General features: G+C 59.4%; 18 protein-coding genes and 2 pseudogenes. 8 read left to right on the forward strand and 12 right to left on the reverse strand.

Annotated features, from left to right (window positions below; translation table 11 throughout):
- The 3 genes and pseudogenes from BKX96_RS28865 to hutC form a co-directional block, all read right to left on the reverse strand.
- Window positions 1-303: pseudogene (locus BKX96_RS28865) on the reverse strand (urocanate hydratase); the annotation flags it as partial.
- Between the two features lie 437 nt (window positions 304-740).
- Window positions 741-1,310: a HutD/Ves family protein gene (locus BKX96_RS28870; protein WP_077186132.1), complete on the reverse strand. Its 570-nt coding sequence runs from the start codon at window positions 1,308-1,310 to the stop codon at window positions 741-743.
- 10 nt (window positions 1,311-1,320) lie between these two features.
- Window positions 1,321-2,031, reverse strand: coding sequence for a histidine utilization transcriptional repressor HutC (hutC, locus tag BKX96_RS28875; RefSeq protein ID WP_162135916.1), 711 nt, complete (start codon window positions 2,029-2,031; stop codon window positions 1,321-1,323).
- A 146-nt stretch (window positions 2,032-2,177) separates the two neighbouring features.
- Here hutC and BKX96_RS28880 point away from each other — a divergent pair, with 146 nt between their 5' ends.
- Window positions 2,178-3,542 (forward strand): formimidoylglutamate deiminase, encoded by a 1,365-nt coding sequence (locus tag BKX96_RS28880; RefSeq protein WP_077186133.1) that lies wholly within the window; start codon window positions 2,178-2,180, stop codon window positions 3,540-3,542.
- Between the two features lie 120 nt (window positions 3,543-3,662).
- Here the strand turns inward: BKX96_RS28880 and BKX96_RS28885 are convergent, their stop codons facing one another.
- Both BKX96_RS28885 and BKX96_RS28890 read right to left on the reverse strand, forming a co-directional pair.
- Entirely contained in the window at window positions 3,663-4,232 is a 570-nt protein-coding gene (locus BKX96_RS28885; RefSeq protein ID WP_046815261.1) for a lipocalin family protein, read from the reverse strand.
- 31 nt (window positions 4,233-4,263) lie between these two features.
- A complete protein-coding gene (locus tag BKX96_RS28890) occupies window positions 4,264-4,518 on the reverse strand; it encodes a lipoprotein (RefSeq protein ID WP_046815262.1) in 255 nt (84 codons plus the stop codon).
- Between the two features lie 292 nt (window positions 4,519-4,810).
- Here BKX96_RS28890 and BKX96_RS33655 point away from each other — a divergent pair.
- The 4 genes and pseudogenes from BKX96_RS33655 to BKX96_RS28905 all read left to right on the forward strand — a co-directional run.
- Window positions 4,811-5,833 (forward strand): annotated as a pseudogene (locus BKX96_RS33655) (HAMP domain-containing protein); the annotation flags it as partial.
- A gap of 93 nt (window positions 5,834-5,926) precedes the next feature.
- Entirely contained in the window at window positions 5,927-6,691 is a 765-nt protein-coding gene (locus tag BKX96_RS33660; protein ID WP_410454553.1) for a methyl-accepting chemotaxis protein, read from the forward strand.
- Window positions 6,692-6,879: 188 nt separating this feature from the next.
- Window positions 6,880-7,152 (forward strand): type II toxin-antitoxin system Phd/YefM family antitoxin, encoded by a 273-nt coding sequence (locus BKX96_RS28900; RefSeq protein ID WP_046815264.1) that lies wholly within the window; start codon window positions 6,880-6,882, stop codon window positions 7,150-7,152.
- Window positions 7,149-7,481: a type II toxin-antitoxin system RelE/ParE family toxin gene (locus tag BKX96_RS28905; protein WP_046815265.1), complete on the forward strand. Its 333-nt coding sequence runs from the start codon at window positions 7,149-7,151 to the stop codon at window positions 7,479-7,481. The genes BKX96_RS28900 and BKX96_RS28905 overlap by 4 nt, the downstream gene beginning before the upstream one ends.
- A 7-nt stretch (window positions 7,482-7,488) precedes the next feature.
- Here the strand turns inward: BKX96_RS28905 and BKX96_RS28910 are convergent, their stop codons facing one another.
- The 5 genes from BKX96_RS28910 to BKX96_RS28930 form a co-directional block, all read right to left on the reverse strand.
- Window positions 7,489-8,091: a DUF924 family protein gene (locus tag BKX96_RS28910; RefSeq protein WP_077186135.1), complete on the reverse strand. Its 603-nt coding sequence runs from the start codon at window positions 8,089-8,091 to the stop codon at window positions 7,489-7,491.
- A 3-nt stretch (window positions 8,092-8,094) separates the two neighbouring features.
- Window positions 8,095-9,105, reverse strand: coding sequence for a class 1 fructose-bisphosphatase (locus tag BKX96_RS28915; protein ID WP_015093094.1), 1,011 nt, complete (start codon window positions 9,103-9,105; stop codon window positions 8,095-8,097).
- A 169-nt stretch (window positions 9,106-9,274) separates the two neighbouring features.
- Entirely contained in the window at window positions 9,275-10,639 is a 1,365-nt protein-coding gene (locus BKX96_RS28920; protein ID WP_077186136.1) for a DUF3999 domain-containing protein, read from the reverse strand.
- Entirely contained in the window at window positions 10,636-13,797 is a 3,162-nt protein-coding gene (locus tag BKX96_RS28925; protein WP_077186137.1) for a DUF2339 domain-containing protein, read from the reverse strand. The genes BKX96_RS28920 and BKX96_RS28925 overlap by 4 nt, the downstream gene beginning before the upstream one ends.
- A 140-nt stretch (window positions 13,798-13,937) precedes the next feature.
- The gene (locus BKX96_RS28930) at window positions 13,938-16,388 is read right to left on the reverse strand and encodes a glycogen/starch/alpha-glucan phosphorylase (protein WP_077186138.1); all 2,451 of its coding nucleotides are present in this window, start codon (window positions 16,386-16,388) and stop codon (window positions 13,938-13,940) included.
- 257 nt (window positions 16,389-16,645) lie between these two features.
- Here BKX96_RS28930 and BKX96_RS28935 point away from each other — a divergent pair, with 257 nt between their 5' ends.
- Window positions 16,646-17,083: a YkgJ family cysteine cluster protein gene (locus tag BKX96_RS28935; RefSeq protein WP_008058557.1), complete on the forward strand. Its 438-nt coding sequence runs from the start codon at window positions 16,646-16,648 to the stop codon at window positions 17,081-17,083.
- A gap of 194 nt (window positions 17,084-17,277) precedes the next feature.
- Here BKX96_RS28935 and typA read toward each other — a convergent pair whose 3' ends face one another.
- Together typA and thiI are read right to left on the reverse strand one after the other, a co-directional pair.
- Window positions 17,278-19,098 (reverse strand): translational GTPase TypA, encoded by a 1,821-nt coding sequence (gene typA / locus BKX96_RS28940; protein WP_046815270.1) that lies wholly within the window; start codon window positions 19,096-19,098, stop codon window positions 17,278-17,280.
- Between the two features lie 139 nt (window positions 19,099-19,237).
- On the reverse strand, window positions 19,238-20,692 hold the full coding sequence (gene thiI / locus BKX96_RS28945; RefSeq protein ID WP_020797429.1) for a tRNA uracil 4-sulfurtransferase ThiI: 1,455 nt from the start codon (window positions 20,690-20,692) through the stop codon (window positions 19,238-19,240).
- A 328-nt stretch (window positions 20,693-21,020) separates the two neighbouring features.
- Here thiI and glnA point away from each other — a divergent pair, with 328 nt between their 5' ends.
- Both glnA and BKX96_RS28960 read left to right on the forward strand, forming a co-directional pair.
- Window positions 21,021-22,427, forward strand: coding sequence for a glutamate--ammonia ligase (gene glnA, locus BKX96_RS28955; protein ID WP_046815271.1), 1,407 nt, complete (start codon window positions 21,021-21,023; stop codon window positions 22,425-22,427).
- Window positions 22,428-22,567: 140 nt separating this feature from the next.
- A complete protein-coding gene (locus BKX96_RS28960; RefSeq protein ID WP_077186139.1) occupies window positions 22,568-23,077 on the forward strand; it encodes a DUF4124 domain-containing protein in 510 nt (169 codons plus the stop codon).
- Window positions 23,078-23,100: the final 23 nt, after the last annotated feature.

Here is a 23,100-nt window from a genome sequence, read left to right on the forward strand (position 1 = left end):
CAGTACGCGCGGGGCGTTGGCGTGGGTCTTGAACACGCCGACCGGCTTGCCGGATTGCACCAGCAGGGTCTCGTCGTCGTTCAGGTTGGTCAGGCTCTCGACGATCTTGTCGTAGCACTCCCAGTTACGCGCCGCCCGACCGATACCGCCATAAACCACCAGTTCCTTAGGGTTCTCGGCGACTTCAGGGTCGAGGTTGTTCATCAGCATGCGCAGCGGCGCTTCGGTCAGCCAGCTCTTGGCGGTCAGCGTGTTACCGCGGGCAGCGCGGATTTCAACGTCACGAAATTTAGTCACGAACAGAACTCCTCAGCAATCAATCCAAAACCAACCCAGGCAGTGGGCGAGCAAGCCAATGGGCATCAGTGCACACCGGCGAATCAGTGGACGATGGTCGAGTCCTCGTGACTCATACGCATACGTCTTTACTTGTACATACAAGCATATGCAATCAAGCGGCCAACTTCTTGGATAGGCATTCAAGAAAAATCCTGAAAGGGCTGGAGGGCGCCTGGAACAAGGGTTCTGGCGCAGATGAAAATTTACCGGAGGATTTTTGTGGCGAGGGAGTTTTGTTACTTGAGCGTGGTTTTGCGCCACGCTGGGGCGTTCGGTAACAAAGTGGTGCGCAATGGGGAACGTTTAAAAGCGAAAGATCGCAGCCTTCGGAAACTCCTACATTAGGATGTGGTACATCCTGCAGGAGCTGCCTAAGGCTGCGATCTTTTAAGGGTTTTGGATCAGCGTGCGATCAGTTCGATCACGCAGCAGGCACTATTGCTGGAGACTTCCAGCAACCCGATGTTACCGACCAGTTGCAGGCAATCATGACGACCGAGTTGCGAAGCACTGGTACCGACCTTCAGTTCCAGCGCATCGCTGATGCTGAACACCAGCACCGTGCCCGCCGAACTGAAAAACCGCTGCTCGCCCGACAACCACTGCAACCGCGCGCTGTAACGCTGCGGCGAATAGATCAGGTTGAAATCGCGAATCGGCCCACCCAGCAATGTGCAGGAAACCTGGCTTTCACCACTGAAGGCAAACGGGTCCAGCGGTAACAGTGGTCGAGCGTCCTGGCCATCCACTGTCAGGGTCATGCCGTCGCCCTGTAAAACGGTGATCACTCGCTCGTAACCGGCAAACGTGGAAAACCCACCCGACTCGCCGATGTCGGCAATCGACAGGCGCCAGCCAAAGCCATCCAGACCGGTGCCAGCATCGCGGGTGATTTCTTCGGTGCTGCCGCCGCCATTTTTCCACGGCATGCGCGGGTAATCCTTGGCGCGTAAAACTTTCAGCTCACTCATTTATGGCTCTCTATTTATGGAACCGACCTTCCAGACGATGACGGGAACCGGGGTGGATCAAGCGAGCGGCGGTCACCGGCTGGCGGCCAGACCAGGTTCGGCGACGGATCAGCAGGCACGGCTCGCCTTTTTCAATCTGCAGCAACTTGCATTCGGACGGCTCGGCCAGGATCGCCTCCACCACGTGCTCGCCTTCGGTTAGCGGCGCGACCTGGTTCAGGTAGGCGTACGGCGTTTGCAGGGTGAAGTCCTGCTTGAGGTAGTCGGGCGCCACCAGCGCGTTGACGAAACGGTCTTCGATTTGCACCGGAATGTCGTTTTCGAAATGCACGATCAGCGAGTGGAACACTTTCTGGCCTTCGCGCATGTCCAGCGCCAGGGCACGCTCGGAGCCAGCGGCCTCTTCTTCAAGGGTGATCACCTTGCAGGTGTGGCGATGGCCACGGGAGGCGATTTCGTCGGCAATGTTGTGCACTTCGAACAGGGCGGACTGGCTTTTTGGCTCGGCGACGAACGTGCCGACACCTTGCATGCGCACCAACAGACCGTCGGCGGTCATCTCGCGCAGGGCGCGGTTGATGGTCATGCGGCTGAAACCCAGCTGGCTGACCAGCTCGCTTTCCGACGGAACGCGGTAATGCGGCGGCCAGTTTCCACTGTCGATTTGCTGGGTGATCATCTGTTTGACGCGGGCGTACAAGGGCGCCGGACTGTCGCCCATGTTCGCGGCCAACGGAGAGACTGGAGGCGGAGTCGGCACGGTTATTCCTTGGTCGTTAAGTGAATATCGCTAGCTTGCCGGAGTTTACCGGGCAGGCAAACGTCTGTATATGTATATACAAATAACACACGATGGGGTGCTGAACCATGTCCGCCTTCTTTGCCGAACGCGCGCTGCTGCCTAACGGATGGGCCAACAATGTACGTCTTGAGGTCAACGCCGACGGCGTCTTGACTCATATCCAGGCCGATTCCCATGCAGATGGCGCCGAACGGTTGAGCGGTCCACTGCTGCCGGGCATGCCGAACCTGCACTCCCACGCGTTCCAGCGGGCCATGGCCGGGCTGGCCGAAGTGGCGGGCAACCCGAACGACAGTTTCTGGACCTGGCGCGATTTGATGTATCGCCTCGTCGGAAAAATCAGTCCGGAGCAACTGGGCGTCATCGCCCGTCAGCTGTACATCGAAATGCTCAAGGCCGGCTACACCTCGGTTGCGGAATTTCATTATGTGCATCACGACACCACTGGCCAGCCTTACGCAGATCCAGCCGAACTGGCCCTGCGTATCAGCCAGGCAGCGAGTTCCGCGGGTATCGGCTTGACCCTGTTGCCGGTGCTCTACAGCCACGCCGGTTTCGGCGGTCAAACGCCGAACGACGGTCAACGCCGTTTTATCAACAGCACTGAAAACTACCTCAAGCTGCAATCGCGCCTGCAGCCGATACTGGCGCAGCAACCGGCGCAGTCCCTGGGTTTGTGTTTCCACTCTTTGCGCGCGGTCACGCCGCAACAGATCAGTGAGGTGCTGGCGGCCAGCGACAAGCAATGCCCCGTGCACATCCACATTGCCGAACAGCAGAAGGAAGTGGACGACTGCCTGAGCTGGAGCGGTCGTCGCCCGCTGCAATGGCTGTACGAAAATGTCGACGTCGACCAACGCTGGTGCCTGGTCCACGCCACCCACGCCAACCCGGAAGAAGTCACGTCGATGGCCAAGAGCCGCGCCATCGCCGGTTTGTGCCTGACCACCGAGGCCAACCTGGGCGACGGGATTTTCCCGGCCGTGGACTTCCTCGCCCAGGGCGGGCGCATGGGCATCGGCTCCGACAGCCATGTATCACTGAGCGTGGTGGAAGAGTTGCGCTGGCTGGAATACGGCCAGCGTCTGCGTGATCAACGGCGCAATCGCCTGTATGGCGCGGACCAGCCGATGGTCGGCCGCACGCTGTTTGACGCGGCGCTGGACGGCGGCGCCCAGGCCCTGGGGCAACCGATCGGCGCACTGGAAGTTGGCAAGCGTGCCGATTGGCTGGTGCTGGACGGCAACGATCCGTACCTGGCGACCGCCAGTGGTGACGGGATTCTCAATCGTTGGTTGTTCGCCGGTGGCGATCGTCAGGTGCGCGATGTGCTGGTCAATGGCCAGTGGGTCGTGCGTGACGGGCGGCATGCCGGGGAAGAGGAAAGCAATCGCGCCTTCACGCAGGTCCTGCGCGAACTCCTGGGCTGACCCAAAACACAATGTGGGAGCGGGCTTGCTCGCGAAGAGGGCGTGTCAGTCAATAGATTTGTTGACTGATACACCGCTTTCGCGAGCAAGCCCGCTCCCACATTGGTTATGCGCTAGTCGTTAGTTCGAGGTCTTGGCCATCTGCGTATCCGACGCCCGCCAGATCAGCCGCGTGGTGTCATACCCCTGCTGACGCGCCTTGCTCAGCAATTCTTCACGCACTACGCCATTGACGGTAGGGGTGCGCGACAACAGCCACAGGTAACGACGGCTCGGATCGCCAACGATGGCTGTCTTGTAATCATCGCTGACGTACAACACCCAGTATTCGCCCTTCGCCACACCTGGAATCAGCCTGGAAAACCAGGTATCGAATTCGACCCACAATTTGTCGCTCTTGCCTGGCACTTGCGGATACGCCGTGCCCTTGACCTCTTCCCATTGCCACTGCGCCGTCAGGCAGCGATTCAACACCGCGACGTTACCGTCCGGCTTGAGCGTGTAATGGGCTTCGGATTGCGCGCAGTCGCGCTGGAAATACATCGGCAAGCGCGCCAACTCGTACCAGGTACCTTGATAGCGCTTGAGATTGACACTGTTGACGGTCTTGGGCGCCAACGGATCCTGGCCAGAACTGGCACAGCCGGCCAATACCAGGCCGGCAAAAAGCATGATCAATAACCGCTTCATTGTTTTTCTCCCGTGGGCGCGTGGCCCCGGTTTACTTCAGGCCTTGGCCGGAAAACATCAACACTTTGTCACCGGCGAACTGCACGCTGATAAAGCTATTCTTGTCGCCCCATGTGCAACTGGACATGCCGAGCGCGCCTGAGCAATCGGCGGGTTTGCCCAACAGAGACTCAACCTCGGCCTTGGCCATTCCTGACGACAGCTTCGAGTAGTTTTCCTGGTTGACCTTGCTGCACGCAGCCAACAACACGCAAAACGACAGCAGGGCGATGGATCGCAGCGACATGTAAAACTCCACGGACGAAGGGATTGGCATGACTGCCAAGCTGAACCTTAGAAGAGAAAACCCCTGTCTGGTTCCCTGCCCGACAGGCTATTTGTCAGGCCGCTCGTCTACCTGTGCGCAAATTATCAAGCACCTTGTTCGGCTATCGGGTATTTCGTCGTTTTTTGCACAAAGCGCCTAATCTTTGGCGCCGTCCAGTCGACATACATGCAACGCAATGCCACGTCCGTGGCACTTGCCTCCCCTTTTGTTGACCCGATCTCCTGCGGTAGCTCATCCAATGACCAGAAACATGAAATTCAGCCACAAGATCCTGTTGGCTGCCGCACTCGTGGTGGCCGTCGCATTCGCTTGTTTCATCCTGTTCAACGACTATCGCCAGCGTCAGACCTTGCGTAGCAGCACCGAAGCCTCGATGCAGGAGCTTGGCAGCCTGACCACCAGCAACATCCAGACCTGGCTGGAAAGCCGCATGCAGTTGCTGCAGTCAATGGCCCAGCAAGTCAGCGCCGACGGCAATGCCCCTGCCAGCCTGAAGCGGATCATCGACCTGCCCGCCTACACCGGGAATTTCCAGCTGAGTTACTTCGGTGGCGCCGATGGCGTGATGTTCTCGGTCCCGGCGGGCAATCGTGCTTCAGATTACGACCCCCGTGCCCGCGGTTGGTACAAGGCTGCCAACAGCGCGCAACAGACCGTCGTCACCGAACCGTACATCGCCGCCTCCTCCGGCAAACTGGTGATCACCGTTGCCACACCGGTTCAACGCCAGGGCCAGATGATTGGTGTTGCCGGCGCTGACATCGACCTGTCCAGCGTCAGTGCGATCATCAACTCGCTGAACTTCGGCGGCCACGGCCACGCCTTTATCGTGGGCGCCGACGGCAAGATCCTGATTCACCCGGACAGCAAATGGGTGCTGAAAAACCTGACCGACGCTTACCCCAATGGCGCGCCGAAAGTCAGCCCGGGCATGAAAGAAGTCGAGATCGACGGCAAAAACCAGTTCATCTCCTTCACCCACGTCAACGGCGTGCCGTCCGCAGACTGGTACGTTGCACTGGTGCTGGATCAAGACACCGCGTTCTCGATGCTGAGCGAATTCCGCACCTCGGCGATCATTGCCATGGTGATTGCAGTGGTGATCATCATCACGTTGCTGGGCATGTTGATCAGCTTCCTGATGCAGCCGCTGCTGACCATGGGCCGAGCCATGCACGACATCGCCGAAGGCGAAGGTGACCTGACCAAACGCCTGACCATCCACGGCCATGACGAGTTCGGCGCACTGGGGCTGTCGTTCAACCGTTTCGTCGAACGCATTCACACGTCGATCAGCGAAGTGTCCTCGGCCACGGGCCAGGTCAACGAAGTAGCCCTGCGCGTTGTCGCCGCGTCCAACTCGTCGATGTTCAATTCCGACCAGCAAGCCTCGCGCACCAGCAGTGTGGCCGCGGCGATCAACCAACTCGGTGCCGCCGCCCAGGAAATCGCCCAGAACGCCGCCCTCGCGTCGCAGCATTCGAGCGATGCGCGCACGCTGGCCGAAGAAGGTCAGCAGGTTGTGGATAAAACCATTTCGGCAATGCACCAGCTGTCGGCAAAGATCAGCGACTCGTGCGGCAACATCGAGACACTCAACAGCAACACCGTCAACATCGGGCAGATCCTGGAGGTAATCACCAGTATCTCCCAGCAGACCAACCTGCTGGCGCTCAATGCGGCGATCGAGGCCGCACGGGCCGGTGAAGCCGGTCGTGGTTTTGCGGTGGTTGCCGACGAAGTGCGCAACCTCGCCCACCGCACCCAGGACTCGGCGCAGCAAGTGCAGAAGATGATCGAGGAGCTGCAAGTCGGCGCCCGGGAGGCGGTCACCATCATGACCGACAGCCAGCGCCAGAGCGAAAGCAGCGTCGGTATCGCCAACCAGGCCGGCGAGCGCCTGGGCAGCGTGACCCAGCGCATCGGCGAAATCGACGGCATGAACCAGTCCGTGGCGACGGCGACGGAAGAACAAACGGCCGTGGTGGAATCGATCAACGTCGACATCACCGAGATCAACACGTTGAACCAGGAAGGCGTGGAAAACCTGCAGTCGACCTTGCGCGCGTGTGCCGATCTTGAGCAGCAGGCGGCGCGGTTGAAGCAGTTGGTGGGTAGTTTCAGGATCTAAGGCGCTCTCACCGGCCCCTTCGCTGGCAAGCCAGCTCCTACAGTGATCTGCGGCGCGCATAGATCCTTGTAGGAGCCTGCTGGCGATGACCGCATCCGTAACGCTGATGAATCATCGGTCAGCCCACACTGACATAAGACTGAATAAAGACTAAACTCGGTCTTACTCATTCGGACGGGAGCCCCGCCATGAAGCTTTCATCCCAAATCAAGCCAATCAGCTATTTGAAAAGTCATACCGCGGAAATCGTCAAAACACTCACAGAAAGCCGCGAGCCATTGGTAATTACTCAAAACGGTGAAGCGAAGCTTGTGGTCATGGACGTAAAAAGCTTTGAAGAGCTGGAAGATACAATGGCTCTGTTAAAGCTTCTTGCCATGGGCAATCGTGAAATTGAGGAAGGCAAGTTTCGCGATGCCGAGGATGTTTTCGCTGACATGGACAGGGCTGACCACCCATGAGTTCAAAGGTCGTCATTCTTCAGTCCGCAGAAACAGACTTGAAAGAACTTCGCTCCTGTCTCATTAAAAATTTCTCAAACCAAACCTGGCAAAGCACTTACTCCAGCCTGAAGGCGGCCATCCGCCATTTGGGGGAGCAGCCCTATACAGGGTCCATACCGGAAGAAATCGAAAAGCTGAACCTCAGCCAGTATCGACAGATCCTTTCAGGAATGAACAGAGTCATTTATGAGGTTCGTGAACAGACAGTCTTCGTCCATATCATTGCCGATACGCGAAAAAGCCTGCCAGCATTACTGATGAAGCGGTTGCTTCAAGGCAATCCTTAGGCAGCGCTTAAAAGCGCGACCCGGGTTTGCATAGAAACACCAATTCCTCAGCCGTACTCTCGCGCCCCAACACCGCATTGCGATGCGGAAACCGTCCAAACTGCGCGATCACTTTCTGATGCCGCTCGGCAAAATCCAGGTAATCGGCAAACAACGGCCGATCAGTCTCCGGTTGTTGCGCCACCAGCTCGATGTAACGCGAGACGCCTTCGTTCTGCACCGCGAGGTTCTCGCTGTGCTCGAACACCAGGTAGATGAACACTTGCTGGATCGGGGATAGTTGCCTATCGAAATCCGCGGCAATGCCCTGGGCGACCAGCTTCTGGGCACGCAAGTCACCGGAAAAGGCTTTGGGGGTGTCGCGAAAGATCATGCGCGGGAGTTGATCGAGTAACAGCACCAGTGCCAGCCAACCTTCGGGACGTTGCATCCACTCGGTCAATCCGCCGGTCAGTGCCTGCTCGACCTGGTCCCCGAAACGCTCTCGCGCCTCGAGGTCCTGGCTGTCACGCTTGCCGAACCACAACTTGCCCCGGTCAGCCGCGATTGCCCTGGCTGTTTCGGCTGTACCGAACCACCAATCGAGCAACGGCTGCCAAGGCGCGTCCATGGTTTATTCCTTGTGGTAAGCCGTCACGCGTGCGACTTCTTCTTTCGAGCCGAGGAACACCGCTACGCGCTGGTGCAGGCCTTCAGGCTGGATGTCGAGAATGCGCTGGTGGCCGTCGGTGGAGGCGCCGCCCGCCTGTTCCACCAGGAACGACATCGGGTTGGCTTCATACATCAGGCGCAGTTTGCCCGGCTTCGACGGCTCGCGGCTGTCGCGTGGGTACATGAACAAGCCACCACGGGTCAGGATGCGGTGCACATCGGCGACCATCGCGGCAACCCAACGCATGTTGTAGTTCTTTTTCAGCGGGCCTTCATCGCCTGCCAGCAATTCGCCGACGTAGCGCTGTACCGGGGCTTCCCAGTGACGCTGGTTGGACGCGTTGATGGCAAATTCCTGGGTGGCTTCAGGAATGGTGATGTTTTCGTGGGTCAGTACGAAACTGCCCATTTCACGGTCCAGGGTGAAACCTTTAACGCCGTCGCCCAGGGTCAGGATCAACATGGTCTGTGGACCGTAGATCGCATAACCGGCGGCCACTTGCTGGGTACCTGGCTGCAGGAAGGCCTTTTCGTTCAAAGGCTCGTTCTGGCTCAGGTATTCGTTCGGGCAACGCAGTACCGAGAAAATGGTGCCGACCGGGGCGTTGATGTCGATGTTCGAGGAACCGTCCAGCGGATCGAATACCAACAGGTACGCACCTTTCGGGTATTTGCCCGGGATCTGGTAGGCATTGTCCATTTCTTCGGACGCCATGCCGGCCAGGTGGCCGCCCCATTCGTTGGCTTCGAGCAGGATCTCGTTGGAGATCACGTCGAGTTTCTTCTGCACTTCGCCCTGGACGTTTTCAGTGCCCATGCTGCCCAGAACGCCACCCAGGGCGCCTTTGGATACGGCGTGGTTGATCTCCTTGCAGGCACGCGCCACCACTTCGATCAGGAAGCGCAGATCGGCAGGAGTGTTGTTGCTGCGGGTCTGCTCAATCAAATAGCGACTCAAGGTAACGCGGGACATGGAAGGCTCCGGTGGAATGGGGGACTAAAAACCCGCGCAGTTTAACGCGAGTCGGGGCGCATTTCCTCCTATCAGACGTGATCGGCCGAAGAGAGTTCATGCGCGGGGTTCAGCGTAGTTCGAAAAGCAGTGGTCATATCGGCATTTAATCGACTGATCGACCGCATTCTCAGGTATCGGCTGGCGGCTGGCGCAGCAGACTGAACGCCATCGCCGCCAGAAACAAAACACTGAGCAGCAGTACCGCCCACAAGCCGAATTTCTTCCAGTTGGTGCCTCCCGATACCGACACGGTGGACTCCATCGGGGCAACCTGTTCCCCACCATCAACCGACGCCTGGCCCAATGTCGCCAGCTTCGCCGGGACGTAATCGGGAATCAATGTCGACAACGGCAGACTCGCCGCCTTGACCGTCGCATTACCCAGTGCCAGCGTATAGGGCCCGGCTCCGCGCGCCAGAAACACCAATTGCGTCGCACGCACGGCGAACTTCACCGTTGGCGCCTCTGCGCCCAGGCCACCGCCGCGCTCATCCACCGTCAGTTTCAACTGCTGCACGGCCTGCCCCGGCAACTGCAATTCGTTCTGCACCACGTCCTCGCCATTCTGGTTCAAGCGATAGAGCAAGCCACTGCTCAACGGTTGCCAAGGCAAGCTGCTGTCGCGACGACCGGACAGGATGACCGGCGCCAGGCTGTTGGCCTGACTCAACTCGATCTGCAAACGCTCGACGTTCAGCAACCTCGGCAGCTGCCAGGTGTACTCACCCGCCTTCGGGCTGCTGCCGGCCAATGCGTGGGACCAGACCAACGGCAGCGGCAGGCTGCGCACGCTTTGCAATTGCGCCGAGGTCAGGATCGGCGCCGATTGCGGCGTGTCCCACAGCAAACGCAGATAGCGTGCCGACTGCCCCGGCAGGCTGACCTCATGCTGCTCGACCCGCTCATCGGCAAACGTCAGTCGCGCCAGTTGCCCCTCGCCCCAGGATTGCCAATGCTGCAAATCGTCGCTGGCCTCGATGCTGAACCGCTGGAAGCCATCACGCTCACTGGTCCAGTCAAGAATCAGCTGTTGCAACGGCGCCTTGATGGCGCTGGCATCCAACAGCCAGCCACGTAACGCTTCTTCGCCCACCTCCAGCTCAGTGGAAGGCTGCACCTGGACCAGGGTGCCATTGGCGCTCGATTGCACCCGCACGCTCGGCGCATGCCCGGTGGCGTCCGCCGAGTCGTAGAGCGGGAACCATTTGACGTCAGTCAGCGTGCGGTTGTCGTCCGCTTGCGTGGATCCCTGTGACAGGGCATAGGCTTGCGGTTCGCCCGCGGCGTTGAATACGCGCACATCGCTGAGGTCGGCCTGGCGTGCGCTCAGTTGCACGGCCAGGGGCAGCTCCAGGCGATACCATGGACCTTCGCCACTCACGGACAATGGCACATGCGTGGCGAAGTCCGCCGGTGCTTCCTGGGCAGAGACAGTAATTGCCATGCCCATTGCAACGAGCCCCAACCAGACCAGGTTCAGCTTCTGACTCAAGACGACACTCCTTCGGTAGGCGGCGCCGGTTTCTCGGCCTGTGCCATAGTTTCGACGCGCCTGGGTGGCAACGGGGCGAAATAGCCCACCACCAGCAGCAACACGCCAACGCCGATAAACGACACGATCCGCGCCAGCCCGCCACGGTTGCTCAGTTCCACGAAGAACAGTTTCGCCACCACCACGCCGATCAGTGCCGCACCGATCAACCAGACTTCGCGGCGATGGCGCAAATGGCCACCGATCATCAAACCCAGGGCCATCAAGGTCCAGACGATGGACAGGCCGGCCTGGACCAGCATCGATTCGAGCAACGCATCGAGCTCGAACGGCACATCGCCCCAATGGTGAGCCGCGCGCATCACCAGTGCGGTGAAAAAGGCGAACAGCGAGACACCAGTAACCACTTGCGAAGCGTTTGCGGCGTAGTCCTTGCGGATCGCAAGTTGCGTCACGGCGCTACGCGACCACACATAAACGCCGAACAACGCAAACAACAAACCCAATTCCAGCGGGTTGATCAGCGGCACGTAAGGCAGAGGCTCGGCGTTGCCGTCACTGATGCCATTAGCCAGCCAGAACCAGCCGAGCATCAGCACCGCCAATGGCGCGGCGGCATACAAGCGGTATTCACGCGGATAGGCCAATACCGGCCAAGGCCAGGCGCGCGGGGACGCCATCAGCACCAGATATAGGCCCGGCAGAATCGCCCAACCCAACCAGCGCCAGGCGTTGTACTGCTCGGACAACAGCAACAGGCCGTAACGCAACTCCAGGGCCAGCACACCGATCAGCAGCCAGCAACCGAAAACATGCGCGGCACCCAGCGCGAGCGCTGGCAGCAGCGGCGCCAGACGGCGCAGAGAAATGAAATGCACCACGAACACCGCCGTCCACACCAGCCAACCGAAATGGGCCGCCGGGTGATACCGCGAGTGCCAGGCCGCCAGCAGCACTAGCGCAGCAGCGGGTGTCAGCGAGGTGCAGAGAAGCCCGAGCGACGGCCATTTCAGACGCAGTGCCAACACCGTCCACAACGCAACGCTCGCGGTCGCGACAGCCAGCAGCCATGTCGCTTGCAGCGGCAATGGCGCAAAGCGCAGCACTTCACCGAGCCAGGCCAGTGTCCACCAAGCCGCGCCCCACGCCAGCCATGCCTGAGACAAACGCGGCAAATTCAATCCATCGAGCGCCACAGTGGCGTTGCCGAGATGCAATCGCCAGGAGCCGACCAAAGCAGACAGTCCCAACACCAGCGGCGCCCAGAATCCACCATGGGCCAATGGCCGCAGCGCTTCAGCCGAGGGTGACCCGGCCACCAGGAACATCGCACCCGCCAGCAACTGCACGGCACAGGCGGTGACCAGGAACGTGCGCGATGGCAGGCGCAGTCCCACCAACAAGGTCGCTAATCCGGCCAATGCCCAACTCATCGTCGTGCCAGGGATCAAGAAGAACAGCGGTGCCAGCAGATACAGGAACCCAAGGCCGAGACAGGCGAGCACCGGCAATCCCTGGCGCTCCCAAGGCTTTATTTGCCCGGGCGGCGCATTACGCAACTGATAGAAACTGAACAGCAGTGCGCCGCCCAGTAGCAACGCACCCAGCGGAACGCCGCTGATCAGGCTGTTTTGCGCGCCACGCAACTCGCTGAGAAATGCCAGCGCCGCACCCAGTTGCAGCAGCAAGGCAAAGGCCCGGGCCACTGGCCGTTGCTGACGTAGGCCGAGCCAGCAGATCCCTGCACCTTCCACGGCCCACGCGGCGCTCGTCCAGCGCGCATCGAGCCCCAACGGAATCGCCAGGCTGGTGAAGATTACGCCCAAGGCCAGACAGGTTTCCCCCAGCAACAACGCACGGCCATGCATCAGCAGTCGTGCCAGGCCCAGATAAATCACGCCCAAGGCCAACGCACTGAATGCGGCAGCGAATTCCAGGTGCTGAACCAGGGCGAACTGCAGCCCGAAGCCAACCAGCGGCGGTCCGAACAGCAGCGTGCCGTCGACGTAGTCACCCTTTCGCGCGGACCAGCGCAACAACGCCTCACGGCTGTCGTCCTGGGGTGCTTCGCTCGTTTGCAGCAATTTACGCCGGGCGAACAACAAGCCGATGGCCAGGTACATCACGAAAAACAGAACCAGGAACGGCTCGGTGCTCCACAGCAAATCCGGCGTGTAAGAGCGCAAGCCCCAGGCGACCCCGATACCGAAGGTGCCGGTAAAGCCGATGACATTCAGCAAGCGCCAGGCCTTGAACCAGGCGATGACGAAGATGCCAGCATTGAGCAAGGCGAAGTAGCTGAACAGCGCGACGTGGCTGCCGGCCCCCGTGGACGCCAGCAGGGGCGCGGCGAATCCGCCCAGCGCTGCGGCGGCAGCCAGGCCCAGTGCATCCTGGGAAATGGCGAGAATCGCCGAAAATACCGTCACCGCCACCAACAGGCCAAACGCCGCCGAGGGATCGAGCAACGGATGCAGGCGCATGGCGGCAAATACCGTCAGGTACAACACGGCGATACCGGCGCCTTGCAGTATCAAGGCGTAATCGCTGTTACGTGTTCGCAGCCACCAGCCGAGGCCGAGCAGACCCAACGCCGCCGCCGCGACGCTGGCGTAGCGCAACTCGATCGGAACCACCATGCCCTCGGTGGCGTAACGCAGCAGGAAGGCCAGGCCAAGGAACAACAGCAGCACACCAACCCGCAGTACGGCATTACCGCCCAACAGCCACGCGCGTGCCGCGTTGACGGCGCGCTCGACGAGGTTCGATTCAGAGGGTTTGGCGGGCGTTGATTTCCAGGCGTCGAAGGGCTGTGCTGCCGCGACCGGTTCAAGTTCGGGCGGCAGCTCCCAGATCAGTTCCGGGATTTCGGCAGGGGTTTGCGCGACAACGATGTCAGGAACTGGACCGACTTCGCGGGCTTCAGGCGGCTTCACTCCAGCCTGTTCCAGCATGGCCAAGCGTTGCTCGACTGTTTGCAGCGCAAGCTGCGCCTGTTCAAGCAGACGGCGCTGCTCATCGGCCTGTGATCCCAGCCTGCCGATGCGAACAGCCTGCCCGACTCCCAGCCCGAGCAGCGCGCCCAGCAACGCATCGCTGAACGACTCGTCGAGTGTCCAGCCCAGCACCAGGCCCACAAGCATGAACATCCATTGCATGGTCGATATCCCTAAGCGCAATCCAGAAAGATTAGCGCAGCCAGCTCCAAAAAAGATCGCAGCCCCGGCAGCGCCTACCTGTAGGCGCTGCCGGAAGCTGCGATCTTTGCGGCCGCCAGTATATCGAACCGCTGGAAGCGTTACTCCAACGCCTTCCAGATTTCCGTGGCGTACTCGCGAATCGTCCGGTCAGACGAAAACCAGCCCATCCGCGAGGTATTCAACACCGCCGAGCGCCACCATTCCTCGGAATCGTGCCAATGGGCTTCGACGCGCATTTGCGCATTCCAGTACGAATCGAAATCGGCGCAAACCAGGAAGCGGTCGTAGTCCACCAACGAATCGATCAGCCCTGTGTAACGAGACGGATCATCCGGCGAGAACACCCCGCCGCGAATGGCTTGCAGTACGTCATTGAGTCGATGGGACGCGGCAATGTCCGGTACTGCGCTGAACTCGTGATTCAGCTTGCGCGCTTCAACCTGCTGGGCGCTGAGACCAAAGATGAACATGTTCTCCACGCCGATGCGCTCGGACATCTCCACGTTGGCACCGTCCAGCGTGCCGATGGTCAATGCACCGTTGAGGCCGAATTTCATGTTGCTGGTGCCCGAGGCTTCAAAGCCGGCGGTGGAGATCTGCTCGGACAGATCCGCTGCCGGAATGATGCTCTCCGCCAGGCTGACGTTGTAGTTGGGCAGGAACACGACTTTCAGCAACCCGCGTACGGTCGGGTCGTTGTTCACCACCCGGGCGATGTCGTTGGTCAGCTTGATGATCAGCTTGGCCTGGTGATAACTGGCCGCCGCCTTGCCGGCGAAGATCTTCACCCGTGGCACCCAGTCGATTTCAGGTTCCGCACGAATCGCCTGGTACAACGCCACGGTGTGCATCAGGTTGAGCAGTTGGCGCTTGTATTCGTGGATCCTCTTGACCTGCACGTCGAACATCGCCGCCGGGTTGACCGCCACCCCCAATCGCTCATGAATCAGGTAGGCCAGGGCTTTTTTGCTGTGCAGGCGCTGTTCAGCGAAGGCCTTGCGGAACGCCGGCTTGTCGGCGAACGGCTGCAGGTCGAGCAAGCGCTCCTCGGGCTTGTCCAGCAGGTCCGGGCCAAGAGCATCGACCAGCATCGAGGTCAGTTCCGGGTTGGCCTGGTACAGCCAGCGGCGGAACGTGATGCCGTTGGTCTTGTTGTTGATCCGTTGCGGATAGAGCTTGTGCAACTCGGAGAACACGGTCTTGCGCATCAATTGCGTGTGCAATCCGGATACGCCGTTGACACTGTGGGAGCCGAGGAACGCCAGGTTGCCCATACGCACGCGGCGGCCGTTGTCTTCTTCGATCAACGACACCGCGCGCAGCACATCGAAATCGTGGATGCCTTTGGCCCGCAGCGAGTCGATGTGCTGCGCGTTGATCAGGTAAATGATCTGCATGTGCCTTGGCAGCATGCGCTCCATCAAGCCCACCGGCCAGGTTTCCAGCGCCTCGGGCAGCAAGGTGTGGTTGGTGTAGGAAAGCGTGTCGACCGTGACCTGCCAAGCCGCATCCCATGCCACGTCGTAGACATCGACCAGTTGGCGCATCAACTCGGCCACGGCAATCGAGGGGTGGGTGTCGTTGAGCTGAATCGCCGCATGATCGCCCAGGGTCAGCACCGAGGTGTGCATGTTGCGATGGCGACGCAGCAAATCCTGCAGCGACGCGGCGACGAAGAAATATTCCTGGCGCAGCCGCAGTTCCTGGCCGGCCTCGGTGCTGTCTGCCGGGTAGAGTACCCGCGAGATAGATTCAGCCCGGGCCACCTCTGCTACCGCCCCCAAGTGATCACCGGCATTGAAGCGTTCCAGGTGCAAATCTTCCATGGCCCGTGCGCGCCACAATCGCAAGGTGTTCACACTCGCCCCGCGCCAACCGACCACCGGCGTGTCGTAGGCAATGGCCCGTACGGTTTCCGCCGGGTGCCAGACCTGCTTGGACTTGCCGGCTTCATCGGTCACGGTCTCGACACTGCCACCAAAGCCGATCGGGTAAACCACTTCCGGCCGCTCGAACTCCCAGGGGTTACCGAAATCCAGCCAGTGCTCGGTCTGCTCCTGTTGCCAGCCGTCGACGACGGCCTGACGGAACAAGCCGTGCTCGTAACGAATGCCGTAGCCGTGACCGGCGATACCCAGGGTCGACATGCTTTCCATGAAGCACGCCGCCAGTCGCCCGAGACCGCCATTACCCAATGCGGCATCGGGCTCCAGCAAGCGGATGCGTTCAAGGTCGACGCCGAGTTCGGTCAGGGCTTCGCGCGCCACGTCGAGCAGGCCCAGATTGCTCAGGCTGTCGTAGAGCAGGCGGCCGATTAGAAATTCCAGGGAGAGGTAATAAACCCGCTTCTGTCCCTTGCGGTAGATCTGCCGAGTGTGGTCCATCCAGTGCTCGACCATGTGATCACGCGCGGCCAGGGCGATGGCTTCGAACCAGTCATGGTCGAAGGCGTGATCCGGGTCTTTGCCCACCGCGTAGGTGAGTTTGGTCAAGACGGCGTCGCGGAATGCGGCCACCTCTGCTTCGCGAACAAGTGGTTCTTGAGTCATCGATAGGACCTCGAGCGAGCTTGGAGTTGTCTGAGACTAGACGGTCTGACAGACGGTATAGACTCTGGTTCGGCGGTTTTTCCTGTTAATGCGCGTCAAGCCGGCAATACATTGTCGTGTACCCGAATCAATGCAGGGGCCGTGCCGGATTAGTGGTGTTGCCGGGTGCCTGCGAAAAAAAACTGGCGAAAGGTTGTTCAAAAATCCACCAGTCCCGGTATGATCGCGCGCCCTGATGCACACGCTGGTAACAACCGATGATGAAGCCCAACCTGATCGCCGCCGCGGAGATCGACCGACTCGATACCTGGGCCAAGTACTCTGCCCCAATGTGCGGCTCCTGCCTATCGAGCTGTTGCACCCTGCCGGTCGAGGTCAAGATCAAGGACCTGATCCGCATCGGCATCGTCGATGAATTCGAACGCGGCGACCCGCCAAAGAACATCGCCAAGCGCCTGCAAAAGGAAGGGATCGTCGAGCGCTATAACCAGAAGTCCGAGATCTTCACCCTCCAGCGCATGAGCAACAACGATTGCCTGTACCTGGATCGTAAGAGCCGTCTGTGCACTATTTATGAAAAGCGCCCGGATACCTGCCGCAATCACCCGAAAATCGGCCCGCGGCCGGGGTATTGCGCTTATAAGCCGAAAGAAGTGGTGCGCGAAACCAATTCGCGGTCGATTGAGCGGTTCTGATATTTCCTGATTCTGCGGCGGCTGTCCGGCCGCCTTCGCTGGCAAGCCAGCGCCTACAGTGGCGACAACTCAAAACCCTGTAGGAGCTGGCTTGCCAGCGAAGAGGCCGGCACAAACAGCAAATAAATCGCAGACAAATAAAAACGCCCCCGGTCTCTCGACCGGGGGCGTTTTTGTTCAGCTTCGGCTAAATCTTATGCCTTGGCTTTCTTGGCAGCGCGGGTACGCTCGCTTTCGTCCAGGATCTTCTTGCGAAGACGGATGGACTTAGGCGTCACTTCACACAGCTCGTCGTCCTGGATGAATTCCAGAGCCTGTTCCAGGGTGAAACGAACAGGTGGAACCAGAGCGATGGTTTCGTCTTTACCCGAAGCACGCATGTTGTCGAGCTTCTTGCCCTTGGTAGGGTTAACGCCCAGGTCGTTGTCACGGCTGTTCAGACCAACGATCTGACCGTTGTAGATTTCCTGACCGTGTTCAACGAACAGCTTGCCACGCGCCTGCAGGGTTTCCAGGGAGTAGGTCAGAGCCTTGCCGGTTTCAACCGAAACCAGAACGCCGTTCTGACGACCGGACATGTCGCCGGACTTCATCACGTCGTAACGGTCGAAGATCGAGGTCAGGATGCCAGCACCGTTGGTCAGGGTCAGGAACTGGTTACGGAAACCGATCAGACCGCGAGCAGGGATGTTGTATTCCAGACGTACACGGCCCTTGCCATCCGGCACCATGTTGGTCAGGTCGCCCTTACGCAGGCCCATCTCTTCCATCACCTTGCCCTGGGATTCTTCCGGCAGGTCGATGGTGACGTTTTCGAACGGTTCGTGCTTCACGCCGTCAACCAGACGGATGATCACTTCCGGACGGCCTACAGCCATTTCGAAGCCTTCGCGACGCATGGTTTCGATCAGTACCGAAAGGTGCAGTTCACCACGGCCGGAAACCTTGAACTTGTCAGCCGAGTCGCCTTCTTCAACGCGCAGTGCAACGTTGTACAGCAGCTCTTTGTCCAGACGTTCCTTGATGTTACGGGAAGTCACGAACTTGCCTTCTTTACCGCAGAATGGCGAGTCGTTTACCTGGAAGGTCATGGAAACGGTTGGCTCGTCAACGGTCAACGGCTTCATCGCTTCAACGGTGTCCGGGTGGCACAGGGTGTCGGAGATGAACAGCGAGTCCATACCGCTGATGCACACGATATCGCCTGCAGCAGCTTCTTCAACGTCTACACGGTGCAGACCGTGGTGACCCATCAGCTTCAGGATACGACCGTTACGCTTCTTGCCGTCGGCGCCGATAGCGACAACCGGGGAGTTCGGCTTGATGCGACCACGAGCGATACGGCCAACACCGATAACACCCAGGAAGCTGTTGTAGTCCAGTGCGGAGATCTGCATCTGGAACGGACCGTCACGGTCAACAGCCGGCGCCGGTACGTTGTCGACGATCGACTGGTACAGCGGGGTCATGTCTTCAGCCATTTCGTTGTGGTCCAGACCGGCAATACCGTTCAGGGCCGAGGCGTAGACGACTTTGAAGTCCAGCTGTTCTTCGGTGGCACCCAGGTTGTCGAACAGATCGAAGATCTGGTCCAGAACCCAGTCCGGACGCGCGCCTGGACGGTCAACCTTGTTGATGCACACGATCGGACGCAGGCCGGCTTCGAAAGCCTTCTTGGTCACGAAACGGGTTTGCGGCATAGGGCCGTCCTGGGCGTCAACCAGCAGCAGAACGGAGTCGACCATCGACATTACGCGTTCAACTTCGCCGCCGAAGTCGGCGTGGCCCGGGGTATCCACGATGTTGATGTGGTAGCCGTTCCAGTTGATGGCGGTGTTTTTCGCCAGGATGGTAATACCGCGCTCTTTTTCCTGGTCGTTGGAGTCCATCACGCGCTCGTCGTTGAGCTCGTTGCGCTCCAGGGTGCCGGATTGACGCAGGAGTTTGTCTACCAGGGTGGTTTTACCATGGTCAACGTGAGCAATGATGGCGATGTTGCGTAGATTTTCGATCACTTGTGTATCTCGATCAGAGGATTCGGTGCGCTGACAAGTCTTGGCAGCGATTTACAGTAGAGTCAGGCCTTGCCGTTACAGCTTGACGGCGGCGTCGGGGGGCCGGTGACGCAAGCCACAGGCAAACAGCCCCGGGCACTTAGCTCGGTCGATAAACGCGCACATTGGCATGCCCCTCACTGAGCAAATGGTGGGCATGCAGGCGACTCATCACGCCTTTGTCGCAATAAAGCAGGTACTGGCGAGTAGGGTCCAGTTCCTTGAAACGAGCGTTCAGTGCATAAAACGGCATCGTTTGTACCTCGATGCCAGCGAGGTCCAGCGGGTCGTCTTCAGCGGCATCCGGGTGACGGATATCGATGACGATCTGACCGGCCAGCGCTTCGCTGACTTCTTCAATTTGCAGATCCTGGCCCAATTCGTCGATTACACGATCGATCGGTACCAGTTTGGCGTTCTCGAGCGCACGCTCTAGGACTGCCATGTCGAATTCTTTCTCTTCGTGCTCCACGCGATGGCGCTTGGCAGCTGTCTTTGGGTTCACCGAGATGACCCCGCAGTACTCCGGCATGTGCCTGGCGAAGTCGGCGGTGCCGATTTCGTTGGCCAGGTCGATGATGTCCTGCTTGTGACTGGCGATCAGCGGACGCAAGACCAGCTTGTCGGTCACGCAGTCGATCACGGACAGGTTCGGCAGCGTCTGGCTCGACACCTGGGAGATCGCCTCACCGGTGACCAGCGCGTCGATGTGCAGTCGATCGGCAATTTGCGACGAAGCGCGCAACATCATACGCTTCAATACTACGCCCATATGACTGTTATCGACTTTGCCGAGAATTTCTCCCAGCACTTCCTCGAACGGCACACTGACAAATAACACGCGTTGCGAGCTGCCGTACTTCTTCCAGATGAAATGCGCGACTTCCATGACGCCCAATTCGTGGGCACGTCCGCCCAGGTTGAAGAAGCAAAAATGCGCCATCAGGCCGCGGCGCATGATCTGATAGGCCGCGACGGTGGAATCGAAGCCACCGGACATCAGAACCAGCGTCTGCTCCAGCGCACCCAGCGGATAACCGCCGATACCATTGTGCTGGCTGTGGATTACGAACAACCGTTGGTCGCGAACTTCGATGCGGACTTCGATTTCGGGCTTTTTCAGGTCAATTCCGGCGGCACCGCACTGACGGCGCAACTGGCTGCCGACATATTTCTCGATATCGATCGAGCTGAACGGGTGCTTGCCGGCACGCTTGCAACGTACCGAAAAAATCTTCCCGGCCAGTGCATCGCCGTAGTGCTGCTTGCACTTCTCGACGATGTCATCGAAGTCGCCCAACGGGTACTCGTCGATCTGCAGGAAATGCGCGATGCCCGGCATGCAGCTCAGGCGCTCGCCCATCTCCTTCAGGGCCTTGGGCTCGCTGACGCGGGTTTCCAGCTCGAGGTTGTCCCACACACCGTTCACCACCACAGCCGGGTCCAGGTCACGGAGCACGGCACGGATGTTCTTGGCCAATTGGCGGATGAAACGCATCCGGACCGGGCGGCTCTTGATGGTGATCTCGGGAAAGACTTTTACGATTAATTTCATGGAAACAGCGCGCGCAGGGCCTGCCGAAAAAGGGGGGCGCGGATTATAGCGGAAATTGCTCAAGGTTTAACCAGTTTATGTGCAGAAGGTTTTGCGTGCACTAAAACAGGTCATTTTCCGTTTTGGACGCTACATTAAGGGGCGCTATTTTCCGCTTTTATACGCTTTGCACCTCTATAAGCGTGAAATTGGGGCAAAAAACCCATGGTGGGGCACTGGCATGCAATTTGCTCCCTTGTGAGGCAGGTTGCCTTGGCAGAGTATTCGCGCCGGCATCACCAACTATTAAGGGCATCCACTACCAGCCCTAAGCCACCCGGAGGACACTATGTCGAAGTCGGTTCAACTCATTAAAGATCATGACGTCAAGTGGATTGATCTGCGCTTCACGGACACCAAAGGCACTCAGCACCACGTGACCATGCCGGCTCGCGATGCGCTGGATGACGACTTCTTCGAAGTCGGCAAGATGTTCGACGGTTCGTCCATCGCTGGCTGGAAAGGTATCGAAGCCTCCGACATGATCCTGATGCCGGACGACTCCACCGCTGTTCTGGACCCGTTCACCGAAGAGCCGACCCTGATCCTGGTCTGCGACATCATCGAGCCTTCGAGCATGCAAGGCTACGACCGCGACCCACGTGCGATCGCCAAGCGCGCTGAAGAGCACCTCAAAGCCACCGGTATCGGTGACACCGTATTCGCCGGTCCAGAGCCAGAATTCTTCATCTTCGACCAGGTGAAGTTCAAGTCCGACATTTCCGGCTCCATGTTCAAGATCTACTCCGAACAAGGTTCCTGGATGTCCGACCAGGACATCGAAGGCGGCAACAAGGGCCACCGTCCAGGCGTCAAAGGCGGCTACTTCCCTGTTCCACCGTTCGACCACGACCACGAAATCCGTACCTCCATGTGCAACGCACTGGAAGAAATGGGCCTGACCGTCGAAGTTCACCACCACGAAGTGGCAACTGCCGGCCAGAACGAAATCGGCGTCAAGTTCAACACCCTGGTGAAGAAAGCCGACGAAACCCAAACCCTGAAATACGTTGTACACAACGTTGCCGACGCCTACGGCCGCACCGCTACCTTCATGCCTAAGCCGCTGTACGGCGACAACGGTTCGGGTATGCACGTGCACATGTCCATCTGGAAAGAAGGCAAGAACACCTTCGCTGGCGAAGGTTATGCCGGCCTGTCCGATACCGCCCTGTACTTCATCGGCGGCATCATCAAGCACGGTAAGGCCCTGAACGGCTTCACCAACCCGGCTACCAACTCCTACAAGCGTCTGGTTCCAGGCTTTGAAGCACCGGTAATGCTGGCCTACTCGGCTCGCAACCGTTCGGCTTCGATCCGTATTCCTTACGTGTCGAGCCCGAAAGCTCGCCGTATCGAAGCACGTTTCCCGGATCCGGCTGCCAACCCGTACCTGTGCTTCGCCGCACTGCTGATGGCTGGCCTGGACGGCATCCAGAACAAGATCCACCCTGGCGACGCAGCTGACAAAAACCTGTACGACCTGCCGCCTGAAGAGGCGAAAGAGATCCCACAAGTTTGCGGCAGCCTGAAAGAAGCCCTGGAAGAGCTGGACAAAGGTCGTGCGTTCCTGACCAAAGGCGGCGTTTTCAGCGACGACTTCATCGACGCTTACATCGCCCTGAAAAGCGAAGAAGAAATCAAGGTACGTACCTTCGTACACCCACTGGAATACGAGCTGTACTACAGCTGCTGATCCGGTAGCGCCTGCGCAAGCGGCGTGACAAGAGAGGCCTCCTTCGGGAGGCCTTTTTCATGCCCGAATGTTAACGGACTGGGCCAGCCACCTTTCCTGCCCTATGCTGCACCCCATCGCTTTCGTTTCCGGTCGATTTCATGGGTCGTGGTCTTCTCTTCATCCTGCTGCTGATCGCCCTGCCCGCCACAGCGCAGATCTACAAGTACACCGATGCCCAAGGCAACACGGCGTATAGCAATCAACCCCCTGATGGCGTCACCGCGCAGCCCGTCGAACTGCCACCGCTCAACCGCACCCAACCCCCGCCCACGCAAGCACCTCCCACACCCACCCCTGAACAAGGCCAGCCCCCTGTCGCCTACAACGTACTGGAACTCACCGGCCTGCCCACCAGCGAAGCCCTGCGCGCCAACAACGGCACCTTCACCGTCAGCGTGCTGATCGAACCGCGCCTGCAAGGCCCGCATCTGCTGCGACTGCTGCTGGACGGCCAGCCTTATGGCCAACCCGGCAACGTGCCGATCCTGCAATTGGTGAATATCGACCGCGGCATGCACCACCTCGCCGTGCAGGTCGTCAACGGCGACACCGTCGTGCAACAAAGTCCTACCGTCACCTTCACGTTGCAGCGGGTGCACAAGCGCTGAGGGACTACTTACCCCGTTCAGCT

It is taken from the genome of Pseudomonas putida, from assembly GCF_001976065.1.
GTDB lineage: Bacteria > Pseudomonadota > Gammaproteobacteria > Pseudomonadales > Pseudomonadaceae > Aquipseudomonas > Aquipseudomonas serbica.